The sequence below is a fragment of the Variovorax paradoxus genome (genome assembly GCF_009498455.1).
Classification (GTDB): Bacteria; Pseudomonadota; Gammaproteobacteria; order Burkholderiales; family Burkholderiaceae_C; genus Variovorax; species Variovorax paradoxus_H.
On the sequence record NZ_CP045644.1, the window covers coordinates 6,560,040 to 6,584,896 of the forward strand.

At 69.1% G+C, this 24,857-nt stretch carries 25 protein-coding genes; 21 read left to right on the forward strand and 4 right to left on the reverse strand.

Annotation, left to right across the window (positions count from 1 at the left end):
* Positions 1-98: 98 nt before the first annotated feature.
* From GFK26_RS34080 to GFK26_RS30435, 3 genes are read left to right on the forward strand one after another with little or no spacing between them, the layout of a single operon-like run.
* Positions 99-275: a hypothetical protein gene (locus GFK26_RS34080; RefSeq protein ID WP_194273980.1), complete on the forward strand. Its 177-nt coding sequence runs from the start codon at positions 99-101 to the stop codon at positions 273-275.
* A 9-nt stretch (positions 276-284) separates the two neighbouring features.
* Complete coding sequence (locus GFK26_RS30430; protein WP_153285245.1) at positions 285-530, forward strand: hypothetical protein; 246 nt, start codon at positions 285-287, stop codon at positions 528-530.
* A 10-nt stretch (positions 531-540) separates the two neighbouring features.
* The gene (locus GFK26_RS30435; protein ID WP_153285246.1) at positions 541-792 is read left to right on the forward strand and encodes a general secretion pathway protein GspL; all 252 of its coding nucleotides are present in this window, start codon (positions 541-543) and stop codon (positions 790-792) included.
* A 12-nt stretch (positions 793-804) separates the two neighbouring features.
* On the opposite strand, the gene GFK26_RS30440 is transcribed toward GFK26_RS30435, so the two are convergent.
* The 3 genes from GFK26_RS30440 to GFK26_RS30450 are packed head-to-tail and all read right to left on the reverse strand — an operon-like array spanning position 805 to position 4,425.
* A complete protein-coding gene (locus tag GFK26_RS30440) occupies positions 805-2,565 on the reverse strand; it encodes a cytochrome c biogenesis protein DipZ (RefSeq protein WP_153285247.1) in 1,761 nt (586 codons plus the stop codon).
* Between the two features lie 27 nt (positions 2,566-2,592).
* Positions 2,593-3,957, reverse strand: a complete 1,365-nt coding sequence (locus GFK26_RS30445) for an ATP-binding protein (RefSeq protein WP_153285248.1) — start codon at positions 3,955-3,957, stop codon at positions 2,593-2,595.
* A 48-nt stretch (positions 3,958-4,005) separates the two neighbouring features.
* Positions 4,006-4,425 (reverse strand): organic hydroperoxide resistance protein, encoded by a 420-nt coding sequence (locus GFK26_RS30450; protein WP_153285249.1) that lies wholly within the window; start codon positions 4,423-4,425, stop codon positions 4,006-4,008.
* 193 nt (positions 4,426-4,618) lie between these two features.
* Here GFK26_RS30450 and GFK26_RS30455 point away from each other — a divergent pair, with 193 nt between their 5' ends.
* Entirely contained in the window at positions 4,619-5,359 is a 741-nt protein-coding gene (locus GFK26_RS30455) for a response regulator (RefSeq protein ID WP_153285250.1), read from the forward strand.
* Between the two features lie 372 nt (positions 5,360-5,731).
* Entirely contained in the window at positions 5,732-6,754 is a 1,023-nt protein-coding gene (locus GFK26_RS30460; RefSeq protein ID WP_153285251.1) for an alpha/beta fold hydrolase, read from the forward strand.
* A gap of 14 nt (positions 6,755-6,768) precedes the next feature.
* On the opposite strand, the gene GFK26_RS30465 is transcribed toward GFK26_RS30460, so the two are convergent.
* Entirely contained in the window at positions 6,769-7,707 is a 939-nt protein-coding gene (locus tag GFK26_RS30465; RefSeq protein WP_194273981.1) for a formate dehydrogenase accessory sulfurtransferase FdhD, read from the reverse strand.
* A 106-nt stretch (positions 7,708-7,813) separates the two neighbouring features.
* Here GFK26_RS30465 and GFK26_RS30470 point away from each other — a divergent pair, with 106 nt between their 5' ends.
* From GFK26_RS30470 to GFK26_RS30545, 16 genes are all read left to right on the forward strand, one after another.
* On the forward strand, positions 7,814-8,410 hold the full coding sequence (locus GFK26_RS30470) for a DUF3305 domain-containing protein (RefSeq protein WP_153285252.1): 597 nt from the start codon (positions 7,814-7,816) through the stop codon (positions 8,408-8,410).
* Positions 8,403-9,038, forward strand: coding sequence for a DUF3306 domain-containing protein (locus GFK26_RS30475; protein WP_153285253.1), 636 nt, complete (start codon positions 8,403-8,405; stop codon positions 9,036-9,038). Before GFK26_RS30470 ends, GFK26_RS30475 begins: the two co-directional genes overlap by 8 nt.
* Positions 8,998-11,073 (forward strand): 4Fe-4S dicluster domain-containing protein, encoded by a 2,076-nt coding sequence (locus tag GFK26_RS30480; RefSeq protein ID WP_153286156.1) that lies wholly within the window; start codon positions 8,998-9,000, stop codon positions 11,071-11,073. Before GFK26_RS30475 ends, GFK26_RS30480 begins: the two co-directional genes overlap by 41 nt.
* Positions 11,070-11,687, forward strand: coding sequence for a TorD/DmsD family molecular chaperone (locus tag GFK26_RS30485; protein ID WP_153285254.1), 618 nt, complete (start codon positions 11,070-11,072; stop codon positions 11,685-11,687). Before GFK26_RS30480 ends, GFK26_RS30485 begins: the two co-directional genes overlap by 4 nt.
* Positions 11,688-11,810: 123 nt before the next feature.
* Positions 11,811-12,035, forward strand: a complete 225-nt coding sequence (locus GFK26_RS30490) for a formate dehydrogenase (protein ID WP_153285255.1) — start codon at positions 11,811-11,813, stop codon at positions 12,033-12,035.
* A gap of 9 nt (positions 12,036-12,044) precedes the next feature.
* Complete coding sequence (locus GFK26_RS30495) at positions 12,045-15,020, forward strand: formate dehydrogenase subunit alpha (RefSeq protein ID WP_153285256.1); 2,976 nt, start codon at positions 12,045-12,047, stop codon at positions 15,018-15,020.
* Positions 15,021-15,029: 9 nt separating this feature from the next.
* Positions 15,030-15,650: a formate dehydrogenase FDH3 subunit beta gene (gene fdh3B / locus GFK26_RS30500; protein WP_062470938.1), complete on the forward strand. Its 621-nt coding sequence runs from the start codon at positions 15,030-15,032 to the stop codon at positions 15,648-15,650.
* A 14-nt stretch (positions 15,651-15,664) separates the two neighbouring features.
* The gene (locus GFK26_RS30505) at positions 15,665-15,898 is read left to right on the forward strand and encodes a hypothetical protein (protein WP_153286157.1); all 234 of its coding nucleotides are present in this window, start codon (positions 15,665-15,667) and stop codon (positions 15,896-15,898) included.
* A 12-nt stretch (positions 15,899-15,910) separates the two neighbouring features.
* A complete protein-coding gene (locus GFK26_RS30510) occupies positions 15,911-17,179 on the forward strand; it encodes a formate dehydrogenase subunit gamma (protein WP_153285257.1) in 1,269 nt (422 codons plus the stop codon).
* A complete protein-coding gene (locus GFK26_RS30515) occupies positions 17,176-17,559 on the forward strand; it encodes a hypothetical protein (protein ID WP_153285258.1) in 384 nt (127 codons plus the stop codon). The genes GFK26_RS30510 and GFK26_RS30515 overlap by 4 nt, the downstream gene beginning before the upstream one ends.
* Before the next feature lie 150 nt (positions 17,560-17,709).
* The gene (glp, locus tag GFK26_RS30520; protein WP_153285259.1) at positions 17,710-18,963 is read left to right on the forward strand and encodes a gephyrin-like molybdotransferase Glp; all 1,254 of its coding nucleotides are present in this window, start codon (positions 17,710-17,712) and stop codon (positions 18,961-18,963) included.
* Positions 18,960-20,882: a molybdopterin biosynthesis protein gene (locus tag GFK26_RS30525; RefSeq protein ID WP_153285260.1), complete on the forward strand. Its 1,923-nt coding sequence runs from the start codon at positions 18,960-18,962 to the stop codon at positions 20,880-20,882. Before glp ends, GFK26_RS30525 begins: the two co-directional genes overlap by 4 nt.
* Positions 20,883-20,920: 38 nt before the next feature.
* Positions 20,921-21,751, forward strand: a complete 831-nt coding sequence (locus GFK26_RS30530) for a substrate-binding domain-containing protein (protein ID WP_153285261.1) — start codon at positions 20,921-20,923, stop codon at positions 21,749-21,751.
* A 70-nt stretch (positions 21,752-21,821) separates the two neighbouring features.
* On the forward strand, positions 21,822-23,315 hold the full coding sequence (locus GFK26_RS34735) for an ABC transporter permease (protein WP_153285262.1): 1,494 nt from the start codon (positions 21,822-21,824) through the stop codon (positions 23,313-23,315).
* A gap of 215 nt (positions 23,316-23,530) precedes the next feature.
* Positions 23,531-24,316: an exodeoxyribonuclease III gene (xth, locus tag GFK26_RS30540; protein ID WP_153285263.1), complete on the forward strand. Its 786-nt coding sequence runs from the start codon at positions 23,531-23,533 to the stop codon at positions 24,314-24,316.
* A 5-nt stretch (positions 24,317-24,321) separates the two neighbouring features.
* Positions 24,322-24,849 carry a hypothetical protein gene (locus GFK26_RS30545; protein WP_153285264.1) on the forward strand — a complete coding sequence of 176 codons (528 nt, stop codon included), beginning with the start codon at positions 24,322-24,324 and terminating at the stop codon, positions 24,847-24,849.
* The last annotated feature ends 8 nt before the right edge of the window (positions 24,850-24,857 follow it).

The following is a 24,857-nucleotide window of genomic DNA, read 5'->3' on the forward strand; positions in this document are numbered from 1 at the left end:
ACAAATGTGAGCATTTCCATGTGAGATCGTTAATTCGGCGACTATTGTCCAGCCCTCAGGCACCCGAGGTGCACAAGAAATCACAGCAGGGAGTTCCCATGACCCGATTCACCAAATCCACCCAATCCACGATCACCGTGATGCTCGCGCTGGCGGCCTCCGTTCTCATGAGCGCCTGTGTGCACCACCACGCGCCACCGCGTGCGGAGCCCGGGCCCGCGCACAAGGGCGGCAACTTCTGCCCGCCGGGCCAGGCCAAGAAGGGCAACTGCTGATCGCCCGCGATGCTGAATCCGTTTCTGCGGGACATGACGCCCGACGAACTGCCGACCGGCAACGCACGGCCAGTCGGCATCGCGCTGCTGCCCGTGCTGGCGTACGTGCTCGTGGCCGTCGCCTTCCTGAGCATGTCGGTGGCCGTGCCGAGCCTGGCCGTGGCCTGCCTCTTCGCGACCGCGGCGGCCATGTCGCTGGGCGCGGGCGTGGTGCTCGGCATGAGCGTCTGGATCTTTCCGCAGCTGTCGCGCTGAGGGCAGCTGCATGAGCACGTCCAACGCTTCCGTCTTTCGCGTCCAGAGCTGGCGCACGACCCTGCTCGCGGCCTCGGTCGTGCTGCTGATCGTGATGGCGCTGCTCATGAAGTGGCTCGTCGAGCTGCAGGTGGAAACCGCGCAGGAGCGGCAACTGCGCGAAGCCGTGGCGCGCGAGGCAGACGCCCGCTGCTATGCGCTGCCCACGCGCCAGGAGATCGACACCTGCCGGGCCGTCAACGCAGCGCGCGTCGCGCCCTGACGTCGGCCGCGCTCAGCCGAAGGTGAACGCGTAGGCCTGCGCGTCGGCGTCGAGAAACTCGATCTCGAACAGGCGCTCCCTGCCGCCACCCGACTGCCGCACCAGCTGGTACAGCTTCTGCGCATCGACCACGCCGCGGCCCTGGGCATCGGTGTCGGCGCCGTGGTCCGCCAGCGGCGGCTGGCCGTCGACCCGCACCGTGAAGCGGACCGGTTTTCCGTCGGCCATCGGCCCCAGCACCAGATGCAGGTCGCGCGCTTTGAAGCGGTACGCGATGCGGCCGTTGGCGTGGTTCAGCACGGCACGCTCGGCCTCCACGGTCCAGTCGCCACCCAACGCCCATTGGTTGGTGCGCAGCATTGAAGCCGCGGACTCGTAGGCCTTCGCACGGTCACGCGCGATGCCGCCGGGTGACGCAAAGCCGTGCGCGCGGGCGTGGCCCAGGTAGGTTTCGCCGGACTGCGCCGGCTCGGCGCCGGGCGCGGCCTGCGTGCCCTGCCCCAGCGGCGCCACCAATCCACCGGCGACCTGGGCCTGTCCGGCCTCGGCCAGCAGCTGCTGGATGACCTGCTCGGCCTTGTCGTAGCGGTTCTCGCCGAACTGGTGATGGCGGATGCGCCCCTGCGCATCGACGAAATAGAACGCCGGCCAAGCCTGGTTGTCGAAGCCGCGCCAGATGGCAAAGTCGTTGTCCAGCGCCACCGGGAACCCGATGCCGAGGTCTTTCACGGCCTTGCGCACGTTGGCCGGGTTCTTCTCGAACGCGAACTCCGGCGCATGCACGCCGAGGACGACCAGGCCCGCGTCCTTGTACTTGTCGGCCCACGCGCGCACGTAAGGCAGCGTGCGCAGGCAGTTGATGCACGAATAGGTCCAGAAGTCGATCAGCACGACCTTGCCGCGCAAGGCCTCGGACGTGAGCGGCGGCGAGTTGATCCACCCGGTCGCGCCGGCCAGCGACGGCAGGTGGCCTTCGACGCGGAGGTTGCGCGCGGGCACCGGCGCCGGGCGGGCGTCCGAGACGCGCACGAAGCCGGCGTCTGCGCGCTGCGCCTGCGGCGTGTCTTTGCGGAGCGTGTCCACCAGCGCCTGCTCCAGGGTCGACGTGGTGCCCAGCGACAGGCGCGCGAGCCAGCCGGTGTCCAGCCCCAGCGCGATGGCGGCCACGCCCGCCAGCACCGCCGCGCCGGCGACGCGCCGCACGCCTTCGCCGGTCGGCAGCGTGCGCTTCAGCGCCGCGAGCAACCGGCCGCCTGACAGCAGCGCCACCGCGAGCGACGTGCACGCGCCAACCGCATAGGCGAGCAGCAGCAGCGAAGTGCCGACGCTCGCGCCGTTGAGCGCCGCACCCGTCAGGATCAGTCCGAGGATCGGCCCCGCGCACGGCGCCCAGAGCAGGCCCGTGCCCACGCCCAGCCACAGCGGCGAAAACACCGAGGCCTGCGGCCCCTCGGACAGGCGCAGGCCCAGCGCCACCAGCGGCCGGCTCAGGCGGTCGGCCACGCGCGGGAACAGCAGCGTCGCACCGAACAGCGCGAGCAAGGCCATCGCGGCATAGCGCCCGTATTCGTTGAGCGTGACGATCCAGCCACCGCCCACCGCCGCCAACGTGGCGACCACGGCAAAAGCCAGCGCCATGCCGACGAGCATCGGCAGGCCGTGCGAGCGGAACGGGCGGTCGGCGCGCGCGAACACGAAGGGCAGCACCGGCAGGATGCAGGGGCTGAGGATCGTGAGCACCCCGCCCAGGTAGGCGATGAAGAGGATGAGCATGGTGATGTGTGAGGTGTCGGTTGGAGTTCAGCGGGCGGGCGTGGCGGCCAACGCCAGCCGCGCCTCGAGCCCGCCTTCGGCGCGGTTATGCAGCGTGAGTTCGGCGCCCATGGCCATGGCCAACTGGTGCGCAATGGCCAGGCCCAGGCCCGTGCCGCCGGTGCTGCGATTGCGCGAACTTTCGACGCGGTAGAAGGGCTTGAGCACCGCGTCGAGTTCGTCGGGCGGAATGCCCGGGCCGTTGTCGCGCACGCTCACCACGAGGCGGCCGCCCTCGCCTTCGGCCTGCACGCGCAGCGTCACGTCGGTGCCGAACTTCAGCGCGTTGTCGATCAGGTTCATGAGGATGCGGCGCAGCGCGTTCGGACGGCTCACGATCGGCGCGCCGGCGCGGCCTTCGAGCCGCACCTGCTGGCCCACGTCTTCGTAGTCGGCCACCATGCTTTCGAACAGCGCATCGGCGTCGATGCGCAGCGGCGGCTCGGTGGCGCCGTGGAGCGTGCGCGCATAGGTCACGCCTTCGCGCACCAGCGCGTTCATCGCGTCCAGGTCCTGGCGAAATTTCTCGCGGTCGTGGGTGTCGTCCATCAGGTCGGTGCGCAGGCGCATCCGCGTGATGGGCGTCTGCAGGTCGTGCGAAATGGCCGCCAGGATCTCGACGCGCTCCGACATGTAGCCCGCGATGCGCTGCTGCATGGCGTTGAAGGCGCGCGCCGCGTGCGCCACTTCGGTCGGGCCCTCTTCCGCCAGCGTGCGGCTCTTCAGGTCGGGGCCGAGCTGGTCGGCCGCCGCGGACAGCTGCGCGAGCGGCCGTGTCACCAGCCGCACTGCGACCCAGGCGCACACCGCCAGCACCAGCAGCTGGCCCACCAGCAGCCACATCACCCAGCCCGACACCGGCATGCCCACGCGCATGGCGTGCACGACCACGGACGACCCGTCGCCCAGCCGCACCTCGATCTGCAGGCCCTCGGGCGGCCAGGCCACCTCGCCGACCTTGACGACGGGGAACGGGCGCATCGCATCGACGATGGCCGCCGCAAACTGCTGCGACGCCTGCGAGGCGGGCGCGCCGCCCTGCGCATTGCCGCCCAGCACGAAGCGGTAGTTGCGCCGCTCCAGCTTGTCGAGCCAGCCGGTGCGCTCCGCCGCGGGGAGCCGGTCGAGGATGGCGACCGAGCTCGCGATGTCGCGCTCGATGCCGATCATCATCAGCTCGCGAAGCGCCATGTTCCGCTCGTAGCGGATCGCGGCGAAGGTGAGCAGCTGCGCGATCGCCAGGCCCACCACGATGATCAGCGTCACGCGGGCATACAGCGAGCCGGGCAGCAGCCGGCGCCAGCGGGGCGCGGTACCGGATGGGTTCGCAACAGGGTTCGCGGAAGTGGACATGGACAGCTTCGTCGGTAGGCGGCGTGGCGATGCGTCAGCGCAGCGGGCTCACACCAGGTGGATGGCAACGTCGATGTTGCCTCGGGTTGCCTTGGAATAGGGGCAGGTCTGGTGCGCGGCCTCGGTGAGGGCCTGCGCCACCTCTCGGTCCAGGCCCGGCAGGCTCACGTTCAGGCGCGCCTGCAGGAAGTAGTCGCCGCCCGCCGTGCCCAGGTCGACCTCGGCATCGACGGTCAGGTCGGGCGGCAGTGCGACCTTCATCTTGCCGGCCGCCTTGCCCATCGCGCCGATGAAGCAGGCCGACCAGCCGGCCGCGAACAGCTGCTCGGGGTTGGTGCCGGTGCCGGCGCTGCCGGGCGACGAGAGCTTGATGTCCAGGCGGCCGTCCGAGCTGCGCGCCTCGCCGTCGCGGCCTCCCGAGGAGGTGCGGGTCTTGCCGGTGTAGAGGACTTTGTCGATGCGGGTCATGAAGGTTCCTTGGGTGCAGGAGGGTTGAAAACGGACGGATTGTTGGGCCGCTTTCCCCCTGCCGGATCGCCTTCTGTATGCCTGTGTATCTGCGCCGGAAACCCACACACTACGTTTCCAACGGCGCCCCCCTGCACCCCGCCGGAACGCTACATTGCGGCTGCGGCGCCGTGCCGCCACTGTCCACCCTGCCATGACGCCCAAGACCTCCGACCACATCCTCATCGTCGACGACGACCGGGACATCCGCGAACTGCTCACCACCTACCTGGTGAAGAACGGCTTGCGCGTGGTCTCGGTGCCCACCGGGCGCCACATGCGCGCCGCGCTCGAGGCGTCGGGGCCTTTCGACCTGATCATCCTGGACCTGATGCTGCCCGGCGAAGACGGGCTCACGCTGTGCCGCGACCTGCGCACCGGCAAGTACAAGGCCACGCCCATCCTCATGCTCACCGCGCGCAGCGAGGAAGCCGACCGCATCCTGGGCCTGGAGATGGGCGCCGACGATTACCTGGCCAAGCCCTTTTCCGCGCGCGAGCTGCTGGCGCGCATCCGCGCCGTGATGCGGCGCACGCGCATGCTGCCGCCGAACATGGGCAGCGTCGAGCCCTCGCAGCAGCTGGGATTCGGGGAGTGGCAGGTCGACACCGTGGCGCGCCACCTGATCGACGATGCGGGCGTGATGGTGGCGCTGAGCGGCGCCGAGTACCGGCTGCTGCGCGTGTTCCTCGACCACCCGCAGAAGGTGCTCAGCCGCGACCAGCTGCTGAGCCTGACGCAGGGGCGCGAAGCCGAGCTCTTCGAGCGCTCCATCGACCTGCTCGTGAGCCGTCTGCGCCAGCGCCTGCGCGACGATGCGCGCGAGCCCCGCTACATCAAGACCGTGCGCAGCGAAGGCTACGTGCTCGCTTCGGCGGTCGAAGCGAGAGACTGACCGACGCCACGCTCTGGCACTGCGTCGGGTGGCGCAGCTCGTGCGCGAACCCGCCTGCAAAGAACAGCAGTGCGAACCAGAGCTTCTTGAATCCGCGAGAGCGCGTCATGGGGGTTTCCTTCGGGCGATGCGTGAGTGGATGACGGGCGGATTGTTGGCCGCCTTTTCACCGCACAACGGGCATTGCGTATGCCTGTGTATCTCCACCTGAAATCGACACACCACGTTGCGTTGAGGCGGCCTCGCACGCCTGCGATTGAAATTTAGTGTGGCCGAAACCGGCGCAGATACAGAGGCATACACAAGCCGGTCAGGGAGCGGACTTCGCGCCGAACAATCGCGCCGTCAATCCCTTCGAACCCAGGAATTTCCATGACCACATCGCTCTTTCTGCCGCGCCGTTCGTTCCTCGGCAAGGCCGCACTCGGCCTCGCCGCCACGCAGCTGACGTCGATCGTTCCCGCCTTCGCCCAATCTGCCAGCACCGGCAGCACCAAGCGCCTCGAGCCCCTGAAGAGCATCGACGCCGGCAGCCTGCGCATTGGCTACTACGAGGCCGGCCCGGCCGACGGCGCGCCGGTGATTCTTCTGCACGGCTGGCCCTACGACATCCACATGTTCGTCGACGTTGCACCGCAGCTGGCCGCCGCGGGCTTTCGCGTCATCGTGCCGTACCTGCGCGGCTACGGCACCACGCGCTTCCTGTCGGCGGACACGCCGCGCAACGGGCAGCAGTCGGCGGTGGCCGTCGACATCGTTGCGCTGATGGATGCGCTGAAGATCCCCGTCGCCACCGTGGCCGGCTGCGACTGGGGCGCGCGCACCGCGTGCATCATGGCCGCGCTGTGGCCGGAGCGCGTGAAGGCGCTGGTGTCGGTCAGTGGCTACCTCATCGGCAGCCAGGAGGCCGGCAAGGCGCCGCTGCCGCCGCAGGCCGAGCTGCAGTGGTGGTACCAGTACTACTTCGCGACCGAACGCGGCCGTGCGGGCTACGAGAAGAACCGCCACGACTTCGCCAAGCTCATCTGGCAGATCGCCTCGCCGAAGTGGAACTTCGATGCCGCCACCTTCGAGCGCAGCGCCGTGGCCTTCGAGAACCCCGACCACGTCGCGATCACGGTCCACAACTACCGCTGGCGCCTCGGCCTGGCCGAGGGTGAGGCGAAGTACCAGGCGCTGGAGAACCGGCTCGCCCAGGCGCCGGTGATCGGCGTGCCCACCATCACGCTCGAAGGCGACGCCAACGGCGCGCCGCATCCGCAGCCGAGCGCGTACGCGAAGAAATTCTCGGGCCGTTACGAGCACCGGCTGGTCAGCGGCGGCATCGGCCACAACCTGCCGCAGGAAGCGCCCGAGGCGTTTGCGAAGGCGGTGATCGACGTGGCGCGCGGGTAAGCCGCGCACGCCCCTCAGTCGGCAGTGAGTGCCTGCGCCTGCACCTGCGCGTTCGCCTGCGGCTCGGCGTCGAAGCGCTCGAACCCGCAGTAGCACAGGAAGTGGCGGTTGGCGGCGCGGCCGAACAAGGTCATGCCGAGCTTGCTGGCCAGCTCGTGCCCCATCGCGGTGACGCCGTTGCGCGAGACGATGATCGGCACGCCCATGTGGGCCGACTTCATCACCATCTCGCTGGTCAGCCGACCCGTGGTGTAGAAAATCTTGTCGCCGCCGTCGATGCCGTGCACCGCCATCCAGCCGGCAATGGAATCGATGGCGTTGTGCCGGCCGACGTCTTCCACGAACACCAGCATCTCGGTGCCGCGGAACAGCGCACAGCCGTGCACCGAGCCCGCATGCCGGTGCACGCTGTGGCGCGATTTCATGAGTTCGAGAATGCGCAGCAGCGTGCCCTGCGCGATGCGCGCCGACTGCGCGGTCGGCAGCCGCACGGCGCCGATCTGGGCCATGGCATCGCCGAACACGGTGCCTTGTCCACAGCCCGTGGTCACGACCCGGTGCGCGGTTTTTTCGGCAAGGTTGGCGATGCCCGCGTGCGTTTTCACCGCCGCCGCCTCCACGCTCCAGTCGACGTCGATGCTCTCGACGTCGCTCGCGCGCTGCACCAGGTTCTGGTTGAGCAGGTAGCCCAGCACCAGCAGCTCGGGCGCGGCGCCCAGGGTCATGAGCGTCACGAGTTCGCGCTTGTCGACGAAGACGGTCAACGGCCGCTCCGCCGGGATGTCGATGTCGCGGCGCTCGCCGTGCTGGTCGACGATCTCGATGCGGCGCAACAGCGGGCCGCGCGCCGGGTTCAGGCGCGGCGCGTCGGCGCGCCGGGGCAGCGCCACGGCGTCGAAAGCCAGCGGTGCTTCGTTCGCGTCGTCTGCTTCGTCTTCATCAGGTGGGGCCATGCAGGAATGCTACGACACCGCGCTGGTGCGGCATGCCCGGGTTTTCGCGTCGGCGATCGAGGGGTACTGCGCGCAGACCCGCGTGCCATCGGCTATGGTTCGGCCCATGCTCTCCTCGGACACCCCCGCGCCAGCCACCGCGCCCACGGGCCGCCCGACGCTCGACGTCGCGGTGGTCATGCGCCGCGAACGCCTGCATGGCCCGTCGAGCCACTGGCAGCCCTGGCGCTGGACGCTCGACAGCGTGCAGCCCGACGAGCCCGGCTTCGGCACCGGACCGCGCCTGCTGCGCGACGACGGCGGCGCGCAGCAGTGGCTGCACCCCGGCTTCAAGGTCGAGCTGTTCCGCGACGAGGCCGAGGGCTACCACCTCAACGCGATCACGCCGACGCCGTGCTGGTTCGTGCTGTGGCGCATGGACGAGGAAGCGACGCTGTCCACGGAACCCATTCCGCGCCCGGTCGTGGTCACGCTCAGCTACTACGAGGCCGGGCGCTGGCTCGATGCGCAGGAAACCGTCGAGCAGGTGCCGGCCCCCGCGGAGGTGGTCGACTGGGTGCGCGCCTTCGTCGACGAGCACTACGTGATCGAGCCCAAGCGCCGCCGGCGGCCCGAGAGCTTCCGGTCGCTGGTCGACCGTTTCGGCAACGCCGCGAGCGTGTCGACCGAGAAAAAGCGCGGACGGGGTGCGGGCGATGTCTGAGGGTTTTCTCGGACGCTGGTCGCGCCGCAAGCAGGAGGTGCGCGCGGCCGAGGCCGTCGTGGAAGAGAAAGAAAAGGCGCCGCCGGCAGATGAACCCGTGCCGGCGCCCGGCCTCGTTGCGGCGCCGGCCGCCCTGCCGCCCGAAGCCGACCCGGACGGCGCGCCGCCGTTGACCCTTGCGGACGTGGACGCGCTGGGCATCGAGTCCGACTACACGCCCTTCCTCACGAAGCAGGTGGCGCCCGAGGTCAAGAACGCGGCCTTCCGCAAGCTCTTTGCCGATCCGCATTTCAATGTGATGGACGGCCTCGACACCTACGTCGACGACTACTCCCAGTCCACCCCCGTGCCCGAGAGCGTGCTGCGCCAGATGGCCAGCGCCAAGTTCCTCAAGCTCTTCGACGAAGAGCCCAAAGACGCCGAAGCCACCGAAGACATTCCCCCTGAAACCCCCGACGCCATCGAGGCGACGGACGTGGCACAGTCCCAGGATCCCGCAACGCTTCCCAGCCCGCCGGTTGCCCCGATGCAACCCGCCAGCCAAGAAACCGATGACCACCACGCTGATTTGCGACTGCAACCAGACGATGCCGCTCGAGCCGAAGACGCTCGGCGCGGCACTGGCTGAAACCCTCCCGCTGCATTCGTCGCTGTGCCGCCGCGAGGCGACCTCTTTCCAGCGCGCCATCCAGTCCGGCGACGACGTCGTGGTCGCCTGCACCCAGGAAAAAAGGCTCTTCGGCGAGCTCGCCACGCAGACGCCCAACGCCACCTCGCCGATCCGCTTCATCAACATCCGCGAGACGGGCGGCTGGAGCCGCGACGCCAAAAGCGCGATGCCGAAGATCGCCGCGCTGCTGGCAGCCGCAAGCCTGCCCGAGCCCGACCCCGTCTCGACCGTGACCTACACCAGCCAGGGCCGGCTGCTGATCATCGGCCCGCTCGACGCCGCCGAGCGCGCGGCGGCGCTGGTCGGCGACACGCTCGACGTCACCCTGCTCGCGCAGGGCCCCGGCGCAGCCGGTGGCGCCCAGGCGCGCCGCTGGCCGGTGATTGCCGGCCGCATCGATTCGCTCAAAGGCTGGCTCGGCGCCTTCACGCTGCGCTGGACGCGCGACAACGCGATCGACCTCGACCTGTGCACCCGCTGCAACGCCTGCGTGGTCGCCTGCCCCGAGCAGGCGATCGGGCTCGACTACCAGATCGACAACGCACGCTGCACCTCGCACCGTGACTGCGAACGCGCCTGCAGCGTGGCCGGCGCCATCAATTTCAGCCGGGAGGCCCAGGCGCTCGATGCGGCCTTCGACCTCGTGCTCGACCTCGGCACCGCGCCGCAGATCGACTGGCACGCGCCGCCGCAAGGCTACTTCCACCTGCCCGGCGGCGTCGCGCAGGCCGAGGGCCTGCAGACCTTGCTGCGCCTGCGCGAGCTGGTCGGCGAATTCGAAAAGCCCAAGTTCTTCGACTACAAGCAGAAGCTCTGCGCGCACAGCCGCAACGAAGTGGTCGGCTGCAACGCCTGCGTCGACGTGTGCTCGGCCCACGCCGTGAGCAGCGACCCGCAACGCCAGCGCATCGTGGTCAACCCGAACCTGTGCGTCGGCTGCGGCGCCTGCACCACGGTGTGCCCGACGGGCGCACTGGGCTACACCTACCCGCGCGCGCCCGACCAGGGCCTCAAGCTGCGCAAGCTGCTCGGCACCTATGTCACCGCGGGCGGGCGCGATGCCGCGCTGCTGCTGCACAGCCAGGAAGGCGGCCAGGCGCTGCTCGAACAGCTCGGGCGGCAGGCACAGCTGGGCAAGGCCCAGGGCGTGCCGGCGCGCGTGATTCCGGTCGACCTCTTTCATGCGGCCAGCACCGGCATCGACCTGTGGCTCAGCGCGATTTCCTTCGGCGCCTCGCAGGTCGCGGTGCTGTGCACGGGCGAAGAAGCGCCGCAGTACCTCGCCGCGCTCAAGCAGCAGATGAACGTCGCGCAGGCGCTGTTGCTGGGTCTGGGCTACACCGGCACGCACTTCCACGTGATCGAGGCCGATTCGCCCGCCGTGCTGGACGCCGCGCTGGCCGGCTTGCGCACGACCACGCAGCGCGTGCCGGCCACGGCCGCCCGCTTCGCCGTCGGCGCCGACAAGCGCGACCGGCTCGAGATGACGCTCGATCACCTGATGGGCGCGGCCCCTGCCCTGCAGACGCCCGGCGCACCGCTGGCTTTCGCGCTGCCGACCGGATCGCCGCTGGGCGCCATCGCGGTCGACAAGGACAAATGCACGCTGTGCCTGGCCTGCGTCAGCGCCTGCCCGTCGGGCGCGCTGCTGGACAGCCAGAGCGCGCCGCAGCTGCGCTTCATCGAGAAGAACTGCGTGCAGTGCGGCCTGTGCGAAATCACCTGCCCCGAAGACGCCGTCTCGCTCGTGCCGCGCCTGCTGGCCGCGCCCGAGCGCAAGCAGCAGGTGCTGCTGAACGAGGCCAAGCCCTGGGCCTGCATCCGCTGCAGCAAACCCTTCGGCACGCAGAAAGCCATCGAGGCCATGCTCGGCAAGCTGGCCGGGCATGCGATGTTCCAGGGCGAAGCGCTGGAGCGCCTCAAGATGTGCAGCGACTGCCGCGTCATCGACCTGTACAGCGCCACCAACGAAGTGAAGATCGCCCCGCTATGAGCCAGACCTTTCCCGCCACGTCCGCACTCGACGAGGAGGTGGCCCGGGCCGAGCTCTACGGCCTGCTGGCGCGGCTCTGGTACGCCGCGCCCGATGCCGGGTTGCTCGAAGCCTTCCAGGTGGCGCCCACCGAGGCGCCGGCCGCGGGCGGCTTTCTGGAGGAACCGTGGCGCCAGCTGGTCGGCATCGCGCGCGACACCAGCGCAGCGGCTGCATACGAGGAATACGACGCGCTCTTCGGCGGCATCGGCAAGCCCGAGGTGCTGCTGTTCGGTTCGCACTACCTCAGCGGCTTTCTCAACGACAAGCCGCTCGTGCAGCTGCGCAACGACCTCGACCGGCTGGGCCTGGCGCGCACCGAGACCACCTACGAAACCGAGGACCACATCGCCTGCCTGTTCGAGGTCATGCGCTACCTGATCGCCGGCGAGGACGTGGCGGTGGCCAACCTCACGCAGCAGCAGGCCCTCTTCTCCAGACACATCCAGCCCTGGCTGCCGGCGCTCTGCGATGCTGTGTCGCAGCATCCGCAGGCCCGGTTCTACGCGGCCCTTGCCGTCTTCACGCGCGCGTTCGGCGATGTCGAGGCGCAGGCCTTCGACATGCTGGACTGAGAAGGTGTGAACGAACGAATGCAAGGGGTATTCAGGTTGCTCACACCTTGTTGCTGGTCTAGTATCCACAAGGCCGACCGGGTTTCCCCTCTCTCGTCGCGCCCAGCCACTCCTGGAGTCACTATGCAGGACAGCCAAAACACCGGCATCAAGCCGGCCTCCCGCCGCGGATTTTTCATCGGTGCCGCCACCGCCGGCGCCGCCGCGGTGGCCGTCACCTCGCTGCCGAACATGGCCGAGGCGCCCGTCGCCGCCGTCGCCCCCTCTTTGCCGCCCCCGCCCGAAAACGGCGGTGGCTATTCCCTGAGCGAACACGTCAAGCGCTACTACGCCACCACGTCAGCCTGAGGAGACCCCGTGCTTCTGACCAGAAAATCCCCAGGCACCGCGAGCCAGCGGGCCTCCGACGCGTCGCCCTTCGTTCACAGCTTGCGGCGCGGCCTCGCGAACGCCTTGCCGACGATGGACCGCCGCGCCTTCCTGCGGCGCTCCGGCCTCGGCGTCGGTGTGGGCCTGGCGGCCAGCCAGCTCACGCTGATCCAGAAGGCCAAGGCCGCGGACGGCCGGCCCACGGCCATCGGCGCCGGCAAGATCGAAGTGAAACGCACCGTGTGCTCGCACTGCTCGGTCGGCTGCGCGTCGGACGCCGTGGTCGAGAACGGCGTGTGGGTGCGGCAGGAGCCCGTGTTCGACTCGCCCATCAACCTGGGCGCCCACTGCGCCAAGGGCGCGGCGCTGCGTGAACACGGCCACGGCGAATACCGCCTGCGCTACCCGATGAAGCTCGTCAACGGCAAGTACGAGCGCATCAGCTGGGACACCGCACTCGACGAAATCACCGCCAAGCTCAAGGAACTCACCAAGGCCAGCGGGCCTGACGCGATCTACTGGATCGGCTCGAGCAAGCACAGCAACGAGCAGGCCTACCTGCTGCGCAAGTTCGTGAGCTTCTTCGGCAGCAACAACTGCGACCACCAGGCGCGCATCTGCCACTCGACCACGGTCGCGGGCGTGGCGAACACATGGGGCTACGGCGCCATGACCAATTCGTACAACGACATGCGCAATTCGAAGATTGCGATGTACATCGGCTCGAACGCGGCCGAGGCGCACCCCGTGAGCATGCTGCACATGCTGCATGCCAAGGAAAACGGCTGCAAGATGATCGTGGTCGACCCGCGCTTCACGCGCACGGCGGCCAAGGCCCACGAGTACGTGCGCATCCGCTCGGGCTCGGACATCGCGTTCCTGTTCGGCATCCTGCACCACATCTTCAAGAACGGCTGGGAAGACAAGCGCTACATCAACGACCGCGTCTACGGCATGGAAGAAGTGCGTGCCGAGGTCATGAGCAAGTGGACGCCCGACAAGGTCGAAGAGGCCTGCGGCGTGAGCGAAGCCCAGGTGCTGAAGGTCGCCACGATGCTCCACGAGCACCGCCCCGGCACCGTGGTGTGGTGCATGGGCCAGACGCAGCACACCATCGGCAACGCCATCGTGCGGGCGTCGTGCATCCTGCAGCTGGCGCTGGGCAACGTGGGCAAGTCGGGCGGCGGCACCAACATCTTCCGCGGCCACGACAACGTGCAGGGCGCCACCGACGTCGGCCCCAACCCCGATTCGCTGCCGGGCTACTACGGCCTGGTCGAAGGTTCGTGGAAGCACTTCGCCGCCACCTGGGGCGTCGACTTCGAATGGATCAAGGGCCGCTTCGCATCGCCCGCGATGATGAGCAAGCCCGGCATCACGGTGTCGCGCTGGATCGACGGCGTGCTCGAGAAGAACGAGCTCATCGACCAGGACTCGAACCTGCGCGGCGTCTTCTACTGGGGCCATGCGCCCAACTCGCAGACACGCGGCCTCGAGATGAAGCGGGCCATGGACAAGCTCGACCTGCTCGTCGTGGTCGACCCGTACCCGTCGGCCACGGCCGCCATGGCCGCAATGCCCGGCCGGCCCGAAGACGCCAACGCGAATCGCGCGGTGTACCTGCTGCCCGCGTGCACGCAGTTCGAGACCAGCGGGTCGGTCACGGCATCGAACCGGTCGGTCCAATGGCGCGAGAAGGTCATCGAGCCGCTGTGGGAAAGCCGCACCGACCACATGATCATGCAGCAGTTCGCCGACCGGCTGGGCTTCGGCAAGGAGCTCAGCAAGAACTACAAGATGCAGAAGGTCAAGGGCATGGACGAGCCCGTGCCCGAAGACATCCTGCGAGAAATCAACAAGTCGTGCTGGGCTGTCGGCTACTCGGGCCAGAGCCCCGAGCGGCTGCAGGCGCACATGCGCAACATGGCCGCCTTCGACGTGCGCACGCTCAAGGCCAAGGGCTCCGTGAAGGACAAGGTCAACGGCTACGACATCTCGGGCGACTACTTCGGACTGCCCTGGCCCTGCTACGGCACGCCCGAACTCAAGCACCCCGGCTCGCCGAACCTGTACGACCCGTCCAAGCACGTGATGGACGGCGGCGGCAACTTCCGCGCGAACTTCGGTGTGGAGCGCAACGGCAAGAACCTGCTGGCCGAAGACGGTTCCTACTCGAAGGGCGCCGACATCACCACCGGCTACCCCGAGCTCGACCACCTGCTGCTCAAGAAGCTCGGCTGGTGGGACGAACTCACCGAGGCCGAGAAGCCCAAGGCCGAAGGCAAGAATTGGAAGACCGACAGCTCGGGCGGCATGATCCGCGTGTTCATGAAGAACCACGGCTGCCACCCCTTCGGCAATGCCAAGGCGCGTGCGGTGGTGTGGAACTTTCCCGACGCGATTCCGCAGCACCGCGAGCCGCTGTACGGCACGCGCCCCGACCTCGTCGCCAAGTACCCGACCCACGACGACAAGATGGCCTTCTGGCGCCTGCCCACGCTCTACAAGACCGTGCAGCAGAAGAACATCGCCGACAAGATCGCCGAGAAATTCCCGTACATCATGACCTCGGGCCGGCTCGTGGAATACGAAGGCGGCGGCGAGGAAACGCGCTCCAACCCCTGGCTGGCCGAGCTGCAGCAGGAGATGTTCATCGAGATCAACCCGAAGGTCGCGGCCGAGAAGAACATCCGCAACGGCGAGCGCGCCTGGGTGCACACGCCCACCGGCGCCAAGCTCAACGTGCAGGCCCTCGTGACCGAGCGCGTGGGGCCCGACACGGTGTTCATGCCCTTCCACTTCTCGGGCCGCTGGCAGGGCGAAGACCTGCTGGCGTACTACCCGAAGGGCGCCGCGCCCATCGTGCGCGGCGAGGCCATCAACACCGGCACCACCTACGGCTACGACAGCGTCACCATGATGCAAGAGACCAAGACCACGGTCTGCAACATCGAGAAAGCATAAGGAATCACCATGGCAAGAATGAAGTTCGTCTGCGATTCCGAGCGCTGCATCGAATGCAACGGTTGCGTCACGGCCTGCAAGAACGAGAACGAGGTGCCCTGGGGCGTGAACCGCCGCCGCGTGGTCACGCTCAATGACGGCCTGCCGGGCGAAAAGTCGATCTCGGTGGCCTGCATGCACTGCTCCGATGCGCCCTGCATGGCGGTGTGCCCCGTGCAATGTTTCTACCGCACCGACGAGGGCGTGGTGCTGCACGACAAGGACGTGTGCATCGGCTGCGGCTACTGCTCGTACGCCTGCCCCTTCGGCGCGCCGCAGTTCCCGTCGCAAGGCACCTTCGGCGCACGCGGCAAGATGGACAAGTGCACCTTCTGCGCCGGCGGCCCCGAGGCCAACGGCTCCGAAGCCGAGTTCGAAAAGTACGGCCGCAACCGCCTGGCCGAAGGCAAGCTGCCGGCCTGCGCAGAAATGTGCTCGACCAAGGCGCTCTTGGCCGGCGACGGCGACGTGGTGGCCGACATCTTCCGCACTCGCGTCGTGCACCGCGGCACGGGCGCCGAAGTCTGGGGCTGGGGCACGGCCTACGGCTCGCAACAGGCCGGCACGCCGCCCACCGGAGGCACCAAGTGAAGCGCGCGGTCGTGATGCTCGGCGCGCTCGCTTCGGGCGCGATGCTGCTCGCAGCCTGCGGCGAGAAGCCGCAGACGAACGCCGAGGGCGTCAAGTACGACGCGGTGCCCTGGAGCGGCACCGGCACGCAGGCCAACACCGGCACGGTCTTCACCGCGCCCGGCTGGAAGGTGGGCGACAAGGCGTCGTGGGAGCAGCAGATCAAGACGCGCTCCAACGGCCAGAACGAGTACACCCGAACGAACTGAACCGGAGGCCGCATGAGCGTCACCATTCGCACCAGGCAGGCGTTCCACGCGCTGCTGGCGACCGCGCTCCTGGGCAGTGCAGCCATGACGCTGGCCCAGGAGGCCAACCAGGCCCCGGCCGCGAGCGGTGCTGTCACCGCCGCGCCCGCGTCGCCCGCTTCGTCTGCCCCGGCAGCTGCGACAACGCCTGCGCCGAAGGCCGAAGGCGGCATCCGCAGCCAGAACATCTTCGAGGTCAAGCCCGAAGCCAGTGCCGACCCGAACTACCTCAACCAGACCAACGGCGAGCGCAACAAGGTGCAGCCGGGCAACAACGCGCCGATGTGGCGCCAGGTGAGCGGCGGCGTCACCGGCTACAGCAGCCTGCCCGTGAGCGAAGCGCCCGAGGCCGGCAACCTGATCCAGGGCTTCGTGCAGTACCCGGGCTCGCGCTTCACCAACGCCGGCGAAGCCTGGCGGCAGGTGCGCAACAACTGGATCATTCCGTACGGCGCGGCGCTGCTCTTCGTCACGCTGCTGGCGCTGGCGATCTTCTATTTCACGCGTGGACCGATCCGCCTGCATGGCAAGGAAACGGGCCGCAAGATCGAGCGCTTCACGCCGTTCGAACGCGCCACGCACTGGTCGAACGCGCTGGCCTTCGTCACGCTCGCGGTGTCGGGCATCGTGATGGCCTTCGGCAGGTTCTTCCTCTTGCCGGTGCTGGGCAGCACGCTGTTCGGCTGGCTGGCCTATGTGCTCAAGACCGTGCACAACTTCGTGGGGCCGCTGTTCGTGGTGACCACGCTGTTCATGATCTTCACCTTCATCCGCAGCAACTGGCCGAGCAAGGACGACCTCACCTGGCTGCGGCACGGCGGCGGCCTGTTCGGGGGCAAGGAGCCCGCGTCGCACCGCTTCAATGCCGGCGAGAAGGCGGTTTTCTGGGGCGGCGTGCTGTTCCTGGGCAGCATCGTCATTGCCTCCGGCCTGTTCCTCGACAAGCTGCTGCCCGGCTTCGTCTACACGCGCGGCGAGATGCAGGTCGCGCACATGGTGCATGCCGTGGCCACGCTGCTCATGATGGCCATGATCATGGGCCACATCTACATCGGCACGCTGGGCATGACCGGCGCCTACAAGGCGATGCGCGAAGGCTATGTCGACGAGGCCTGGGCGCGCGAGCACCACCGCCTCTGGTACGACGACATCGAGGCCGGCAAGATCCCCGCGCAGCGCTCGCAACCCACCGGCGCCCCGGAGCCCGCACGGCCGGCGACGGCGCAAGGAACCTCCGTATGAAGCACACATTGACCCTTCTGTGCACGCTGGCCGCAGCGTCCGCATTCGCCAAGCTCCCGCCGCTCTCGCCCGAAGCCCAGGCCAAGGCCGCCGAGACCGCCGCCCGCACCGCGTGGACCGCCAAGACCGACGGCTACCTGCTGTGCAAGTCGCAGGACCAGGTCGCGGCCAAGTACCGCGCCAGCGCCGAAGCCGCGGGCAAGCCGGCACCGGCCGCGGTGGCCACGCCGCCGTGCGTGGACCCCGGCCCCTACGCCGCGGCGCCCAAGCCCGAGGTCAAGCCCATCGAGGCGTCGGGCGCCCACTCCCCGGCCCCCACGGCCGCGGCGCCGCCGAGTTCGAACCAGACGTCGGCCCAGACGAATCCCGCACCCAAGTAGCAGGCCGACGGCGCACCGCGCAGGCACGAGCGCAATCGAAAAAAAGAGACCGAGCACGGCTCGCCGGCACTTGCCGGTGTGGCCGCTTTCGCGTGCGACCGGGTGTTGTGCCCGACAACGCCAGCGACATCCAACTTCTATACTGGCCCGATGCCCCCACCCGAACGAACTGCCTCGACCGATGTGCGCATGCGCGGCTTCACGCAGCGCGCCGAGGTGCCCACCGCCCTCGCCTGGATCGACGCCCACACGCCCCTGCTGTCCGGTGAATCCGTGGCGGTCGACGAGGCCACGGGACGCGTGCTGCTGGATGAGGTGATCGCGCCCATCGCGGTGCCCGAGTTCGATCGCGCGGCCATGGACGGCTATGCGCTGCGCGGCGGCGAAAGCACCGGCGCCGGCGAATACAACCCGCTGGAATTTCCGATCGTGGGCCACGCGTGGCCAGGCCGGCCTTTCGACGGCGACGTGCCCGCAGGCGCAGCCGTCCGCATCATGACCGGCGCCCCGGTGCCGCAAGGGCTCGACGCCGTGGTGCCCGCCGAATACGCGAGCGAACACGACGGGCGCCTGGCCATCACGCGCGCCGTCGCGCCGGGCCAGCACGTAGGCCACATCGGTGAAGACATCGCGCGCGACAGCACGGCGCTGCCCGCGGGCCGCCGGCTGCGCCCGCAGGATGCGGGGCTGGCGGCGTCGCTGGGCCTGGCGCAATTGCAGGTGGTGCGCGGGCCGCGCGTGCGGCTGCTCGTCACGGGCAATGAAGTGCGCGCGCCCGGCACGCCCAAGGGGCCCTTCGAGATCTACGACGCCAACTCCGTGACCTTGCGCGGGCTGGTCGCGCGCGACGGCGGCGTGCTCGAGTCGCACCAGCGGTTGGGCGACGACCCGCAGGTCATCGCGCAGGCGCTGGCCGCACCGGGCGCCGACGTGGTGCTCATCTCCGGCGGCTCCAGCGTGGGCGCCGAGGACCATGCGCCGCGCCTGCTGGCCGAACTCGGCGAGCTGGCCATCCACGGCATCGCGATGCGGCCCTCCAGCCCGGCCGGCATGGGGCGCATCGGCGACACGCTGGTGTTCCTGCTGCCGGGCAATCCCGTTTCGTGCCTGTGCGCCTACGACTTCTTTGCCGGCCGCGCGATCCGCCGGCTCGGCGGACGGCCCGCCGACTGGCCCTACCCGCGCACGCGCGCCACCGTCGCACGCAAGATCGTCTCGCAAGTGGGGCGCGTCGACTACGTGCGCGTGAAGATCGGCAGCGACGGCGTGGAACCGCTCGCGCTCTCGGGTGCGTCGGTGCTGAGCTCGACCACGCGGGCCGACGGCTTCGTGATCGCCCCCGCCGAAAGCGAAGGCTTCGGGCCCGGGACCGACGTCACTGTTCATCTGTACGAGTGCCTGTGAAAGCCCAATCGCAATTTCTCGATGTCGTCACGCGGGACGAGGCCGAGCGCCGCTTCCGCGAACACCTGACCCTCGCGCCGCTGGGCCGCGAGACACTTCCCCTGCACGCGGTGCTGGGCCGTGTGCTGGCCGACGACGTGGTCGCGGCCATCGACGTGCCCGGCTTCGACCGCTCCAATGTCGACGGCTTTGCCGTGCAGGCCGCCGACACCTGGGGCGCGATGGAAGAACAGGTGCGCGCGCTGGCCCTCGTGGGCGAGACGCTCGCGCCCGGCATCGTGCCGCAGCGCGAGGTGACGCCCGGCCACGCGACCGCGATCGCCACCGGTGGCATGCTGCCGCGCGGCGCCGACGCGGTGGTGATGGTGGAACACACCGACCTCGACCACGGCGACGTGCAGGTTCGCCGCGCCGCCACGGCGGGCGAGAACGTCAGCTACGCCGGCACCGACATCGCACGCGGCGAAACCGTGCTGCGCGCCGGCCAGCCGCTGAGTTCGCGCGAGATCGGCGTGCTCGCGGCGCTGGGGCTGGCCGAGGTCGGCGTGTACCGCAAGCCGCGCGTCGCCATCTTCTCCACGGGCAACGAGATCGTCGCGCCCGGCGCACCGCTGCCGACGGGCGCCGTGTACGACTCCAACGCCGCCATCATCGGCGCCGCGGTCGAGGAACTGGGCGGCGAGCCCGTGCGGCTGGGCGTGATTCCGGACGACGAGGCCCTGCTGTCGGCCGCCCTCGCACGCGGGCTCGAATGCGACGCCGTGGTCTTTTCGGGCGGCACCTCCAAGGGCGAAGGCGACCTGTCGTACCGCGTGGTGGCAGCCCTCGGCGACCCGGGCGTCGTGGCGCACGGCGTGGCGCTCAAGCCCGGCAAGCCGGTGTGCCTGGCGGTCACGGGCGGCAAGCCGGTCGTGATCCTGCCGGGCTTTCCGACCTCGGCCGTCTTCACCTTCCATGAGTTCCTCGCGCCCGTGATCCGCGCCTTTGCGGGCCAGCCGCCCGAGCGGCGCGAGCACGTGACGGCCACGCTGCCCCTGCGCGTGAACTCCGAGCGCGGGCGCACCGAATATTTGCTCGTGGGCCTCGTGCCCACCGACGACGGCCTGGCCGCCTACCCGATGGGCAAAGGCTCGGGCTCGGTCACCACCTTCAGCAGCGCGGACGGCTTCATCACCATCGGCCAGCACACCGAGATCCTCGATGCCGGCGCGCCCGTGCAGGTGCAGCGGCTGGGCCAGGGGCTGGACGCCGCCGACCTGATCTTCATCGGCAGCCATTGCGTGGGCCTCGATTGGCTGGCCGGCGAACTGATGCGCCAGGGCCTGCGCATCAAGGCCATGAACGTGGGCAGCACAGGCGGGCTGATGGCCGCGAAGCGCGGCGAATGCGACGTGGCGGGCATCCATCTGATGGACCCGGCGACCGGCGTCTACAACCAGCCGCTGCTCACCCCGGCGCTCGAACTGGTGCCGGGCTACGGCCGCATGCAGGGCATCATCTACCGCCCGGGTGACGCACGCTTCGAGGGCCTGGACGCCACTGCGGCCATCGCCGCCGCGACCACGCAGCCCGGCTGCACCATGGTCAACCGCAACGCCGGCAGCGGCACGCGCATCCTCATCGATCGCCTGCTCGCCGGCACGAAGCCGCCCGGCTACGGCGTGCAGACCAAATCGCACAACGCGGTGGCGGTGGCCGTGGCGCAAGCGCGCGCCGACTGGGGCCTGGCCATCGACACCGTCGCGCGGCAGTACGGCCTGGGCTTCATTCCGGTACAGGAAGAGCGCTACGACTTCGCCGTGCCCAAGGCGCGGCTGGCGCGTGCGCCCGTGCAGGCCTTCGTTGCGTTGCTGCAGTCGGCGGCGGCGCGCGAGGCGCTGGGCCGGTTGGGCTTTCGCGTCGTCGAACCCGCCGCCTGATCACAGAACTGCTTCTTCCACTCACAAGGACCTCGACGATGGCTTTGCGCAGACGCTTCACCCTCCTCGCCCTCGCCGGCGCGCTCGCCGGCACGTTGCTCGCGCCGATCGCGCAGGCACAGGACAAGTTCATCGTGCTGGCGTCGACCACCTCGACGGAACAGTCGGGCCTGTTCAAGCACCTGCTGCCGCAGTTCACCAAGGCGACGGGCACCGAGGTGCGCGTGGTGGCCGTGGGCACCGGACAGGCGCTGGACATGGCGCGACGCGGCGATGCCGACGCGCTGTTCGTGCACGACCAGCCCGCCGAAGAGAAGTTCGTCGCCGAAGGCTTCGGCCTCGCGCGCCAGGCGGTCATGTACAACGACTTCGTGCTGATCGGACCAAAGTCCGACCCGGCCGGCGTGCGCGGCAAGGACATCGCGGTGGCGCTCAAGCGCCTGGGCACCACAGGCACGGCCTTCGTCTCGCGCGGCGACAAGAGCGGCACCCACTCGGCCGAGCTGCGCCAGTGGAAACTCGCCGGCATCGACCTTGCAACCGCCAAGCCTGCCGGCTACAAGGAATGCGGCTGCGGCATGGGCCAGGCGCTCAACATCGCGGCGTCGACCAATGCCTATGTGCTGTCCGACCGCGGCACCTGGCTCAACTTCAAGAACCGCGCCGACCTGGGCATCGTGGTCGAGGGCGACAAGCAGCTGTTCAACCAGTACGGCGTGATCGTCGTGAACCCGGCCAAGCACCCGCACGTGAAGAAAGACCTGGCGCAAGGCTTCGCCGACTGGGTGGTGTCGCGCGACGGGCAAGCCGCCATTGCCTCGTACAAGATCGGCGGCGAGCAGCTCTTCTTCCCGAACGCGGGCCAGTGAGCGGCGCTCCGGTCGATGACGGGCCGCGCGACAGGCAGGGCCTCGCGGTGGCGATGAAAGCCGGTCGTCGATGAACACCATGACCGAAGGCTGGGCGCTGGCCTGGCGACTCATCGCCGCCGCCGACCCCGAACTCGTGCGCATCACGGCGCTCTCGCTGCAAGTGAGCGCGACGGCCTGCCTGATCGGTGCGCTGTTCGGCCTGCTGCTGGGCGCCTGGCTCGCGGTGGCGCGGTTCCCGGGGCACGCGCTGGCCGTGTGGCTGGTGAACACGCTGCTCGCGCTGCCCGCGGTGGTGGTGGGCCTGCTGGTGTACCTGCTGCTCTCGCGCTCGGGGCCGCTGGGCCAGCTGGGCATCCTGTTCACGCCGTCGGCGATGGTGGTGGCGCAGGCCGTGCTCGTCACGCCGCTGATCGCCGCGCTGTCGCGCCGGCTCGTGATGGCGGCGCTGGCCGATGGCGGCGACCAGCTGCGCTCGCTGGGCGCCGGGCCGCTCGCCACGTCGCTGTTGATGCTGGTGCACGACCGGATGGGCGTGGCCACCGTGCTGCTCACGGCGTTTGCGCGCGCCATCGCCGAGGTCGGCGCCGTGATGATCGTGGGCGGCAACATCGCCGGCGTCACGCGTGTGATGACCACCACCATCGCGCTGGAGACCAGCAAGGGCGACCTTGCACTGGCCCTGGCGCTGGGCATCGTGCTGCTGGCGGTGGTCGGTGCGGTCAACGGCGCCATCGGACTGCTGCAGTGGCTGGCCACGCGGCAGCCGAACGCCGCGGCGCAAGTGAAGCCGCATGCAGTGCACCGGACGCCCGCTCCGCGCACGCACGTTGCCACCGAGGCGACACCGCTGATCCGGGCCGAGCGGGTCACGGTGCGCTTCGGCCAGGTGATCGCGCTCAACGAGGCATCGCTGACGCTGCACCGGGGCGACCGGCTCGTGCTCGTCGGTGCCAACGGCTCGGGCAAGACCACGCTGCTGCGGCTGCTGCATGGCCTGCTGCCCTGCGAAGGCCGCTGCGAGCGCCTGCCGCTGCAACCCCAGGGCCGACTTCCACGGGCGGCCATGCTGTTCCAGCGCCCCTTCCTGTTGAGCCTCTCGGTGTGGCGCAATGTCTGGATCGGCCTGTGGCTGTCCGGCGTGCCGGCCGCCGAGCGCAACGAGCGTTGCGGACTGGCGCTGGCACGCGTAGGACTGCTGGACCATGCGCAGCGCTCGGCGCGTTCGCTGTCGGGCGGACAGCAGCAGCGCCTGGGTCTGGCACGCGCCTGGGCGCTGCAGCCGGACATCCTGTTCCTGGACGAACCGACGGCCAGCCTGGACCCCGGCGCCAAGAACGAGATCGAGGCCCTCATCGAAGAGGTCGCCCGCAGCGGCGTGACCCTCGTGATGAGCACCCACAACCTCGGCCAGGCCAAGCGCCTGGCCACGCGCGTCGCGTATCTGCATGCGGGCCGCATCGTCGTCGACCGGCCGGTGGCGAACTTCTTCAACGCAGAAGATCTGCCGCCCGAGGCGGACCAGTTCCTGCAGGGTGAACTGGGCTGGCACATCCAGCCCTGACGCCGGCGGTCTCTTGCGCTTGCGCACCCATGCTTCCGCTTACACGGCACCCCGATCCGTCGAGGCAAAATACCGCGATGGAAATCACTGTCGCGGTCTCGCTGCCGACATTCCTTCCGGGTCTGGGGGCGCCACTGCTTTCGCCTGCACGAAGACCTCACCGACCGGCTGCGAACGCACGGCCGACACCCGATCACTGAATACGCAGAGCCCTCATGAAAATAGCCACCTGGAACGTCAACTCCCTCACCGCGCGCCTGCAGCATGTGCTCGACTGGCTCATCGCCAACCCGGTCGATGTGCTGTGCCTGCAAGAGCTCAAGATGACCGACGACAAGTTTCCGCTCGAGGTGCTGAAGTCGGCCGGCTACGAAGCAGCGGTGTTCGGACAGAAGACCTACAACGGCGTCGCCATCCTCAGCCTCGCGCCGGTGCGCGACGTGGTGAAGAACATCGAGAACTTCGCCGACGAGCAGTCGCGCGTGATCGCCGCCACCATCGACACGCCCTCGGGCCCGCTGCGCGTGGTGAACTGCTACTTCGTGAACGGCCAGGCGCCCGGCAGCGAGAAGTTCGCCTACAAGATGTTGTGGCTCGACGCGCTGCACAACTATCTTGCGCGTGAACTCGCGGCGCACCCCAACCTCGTGCTGCTGGGCGACTTCAACGTCACGCCCGAAGACCGCGACAGCTTCGATCCGGTGGGCCTGAAGGAAACGATCCACCACACGACCGAGGAGCGCAACCACTTCAAGGCGCTGCTCGGCCTGGGCCTGACCGACAGCTTCCGCATGTTCGAGCAGCCCGAAAAAAGCTATTCGTGGTGGGACTACCGCATGCTGGGCTACCAGAAGAACCGCGGCCTGCGCATCGACCACATCCTCGTGAGCGAGCCGTTGCTGCCGCGCGTGAAGGGCTGCGTCATCGACCGCGTGCCGCGCAAATGGGAAAAGCCGAGCGACCACGCGCCGGTGGTGCTCGAACTCGGCCCGGGCGCCTGACGGCCATGACGACGCCGATCGCCGCGCGCCTGGCCCGTTCCGCCGCGATCGCCGCCGCGGCGCTCGCGCTGGCCGCCTGCTCGGTCCTCAAGCCGGGCGGCGGGTCGGGAAGCCCGGCCAGCACATCACCGGGCGGCGCAACCGCCACAGAAGGCAGCCGCGACGTGCCGACCGTGCGGCTCATCACCGCGCAGACGCCCGCGATCCGCACCTACCGCAAGACCGGCGCGCGCCACATCTACAAGGCCTACGCCAGCCGCATCTACAAGGGCAAGATTCCGCCGCTGGTGTATGCCGTGGTCGTGGTCGAAACGGAGATCGATGCAAACGGCAAGATCACCAACGTGACCTTCAGCCGCGTGCCCAGCCACGCGCCCGAGGTGCCACCGATGATCGCGGACCTGATCAGGGCGACCTCGCCCTTGCCCAGCCCCGGCAAGCTGGGCGGCCACACCTACGTCGACACCTGGCTCTGGGACAAGAGCGGCAATTTCCAGCTCGATTCGCTCACCTTGGGCCAACGCAGCCGGTAACTTGGCAC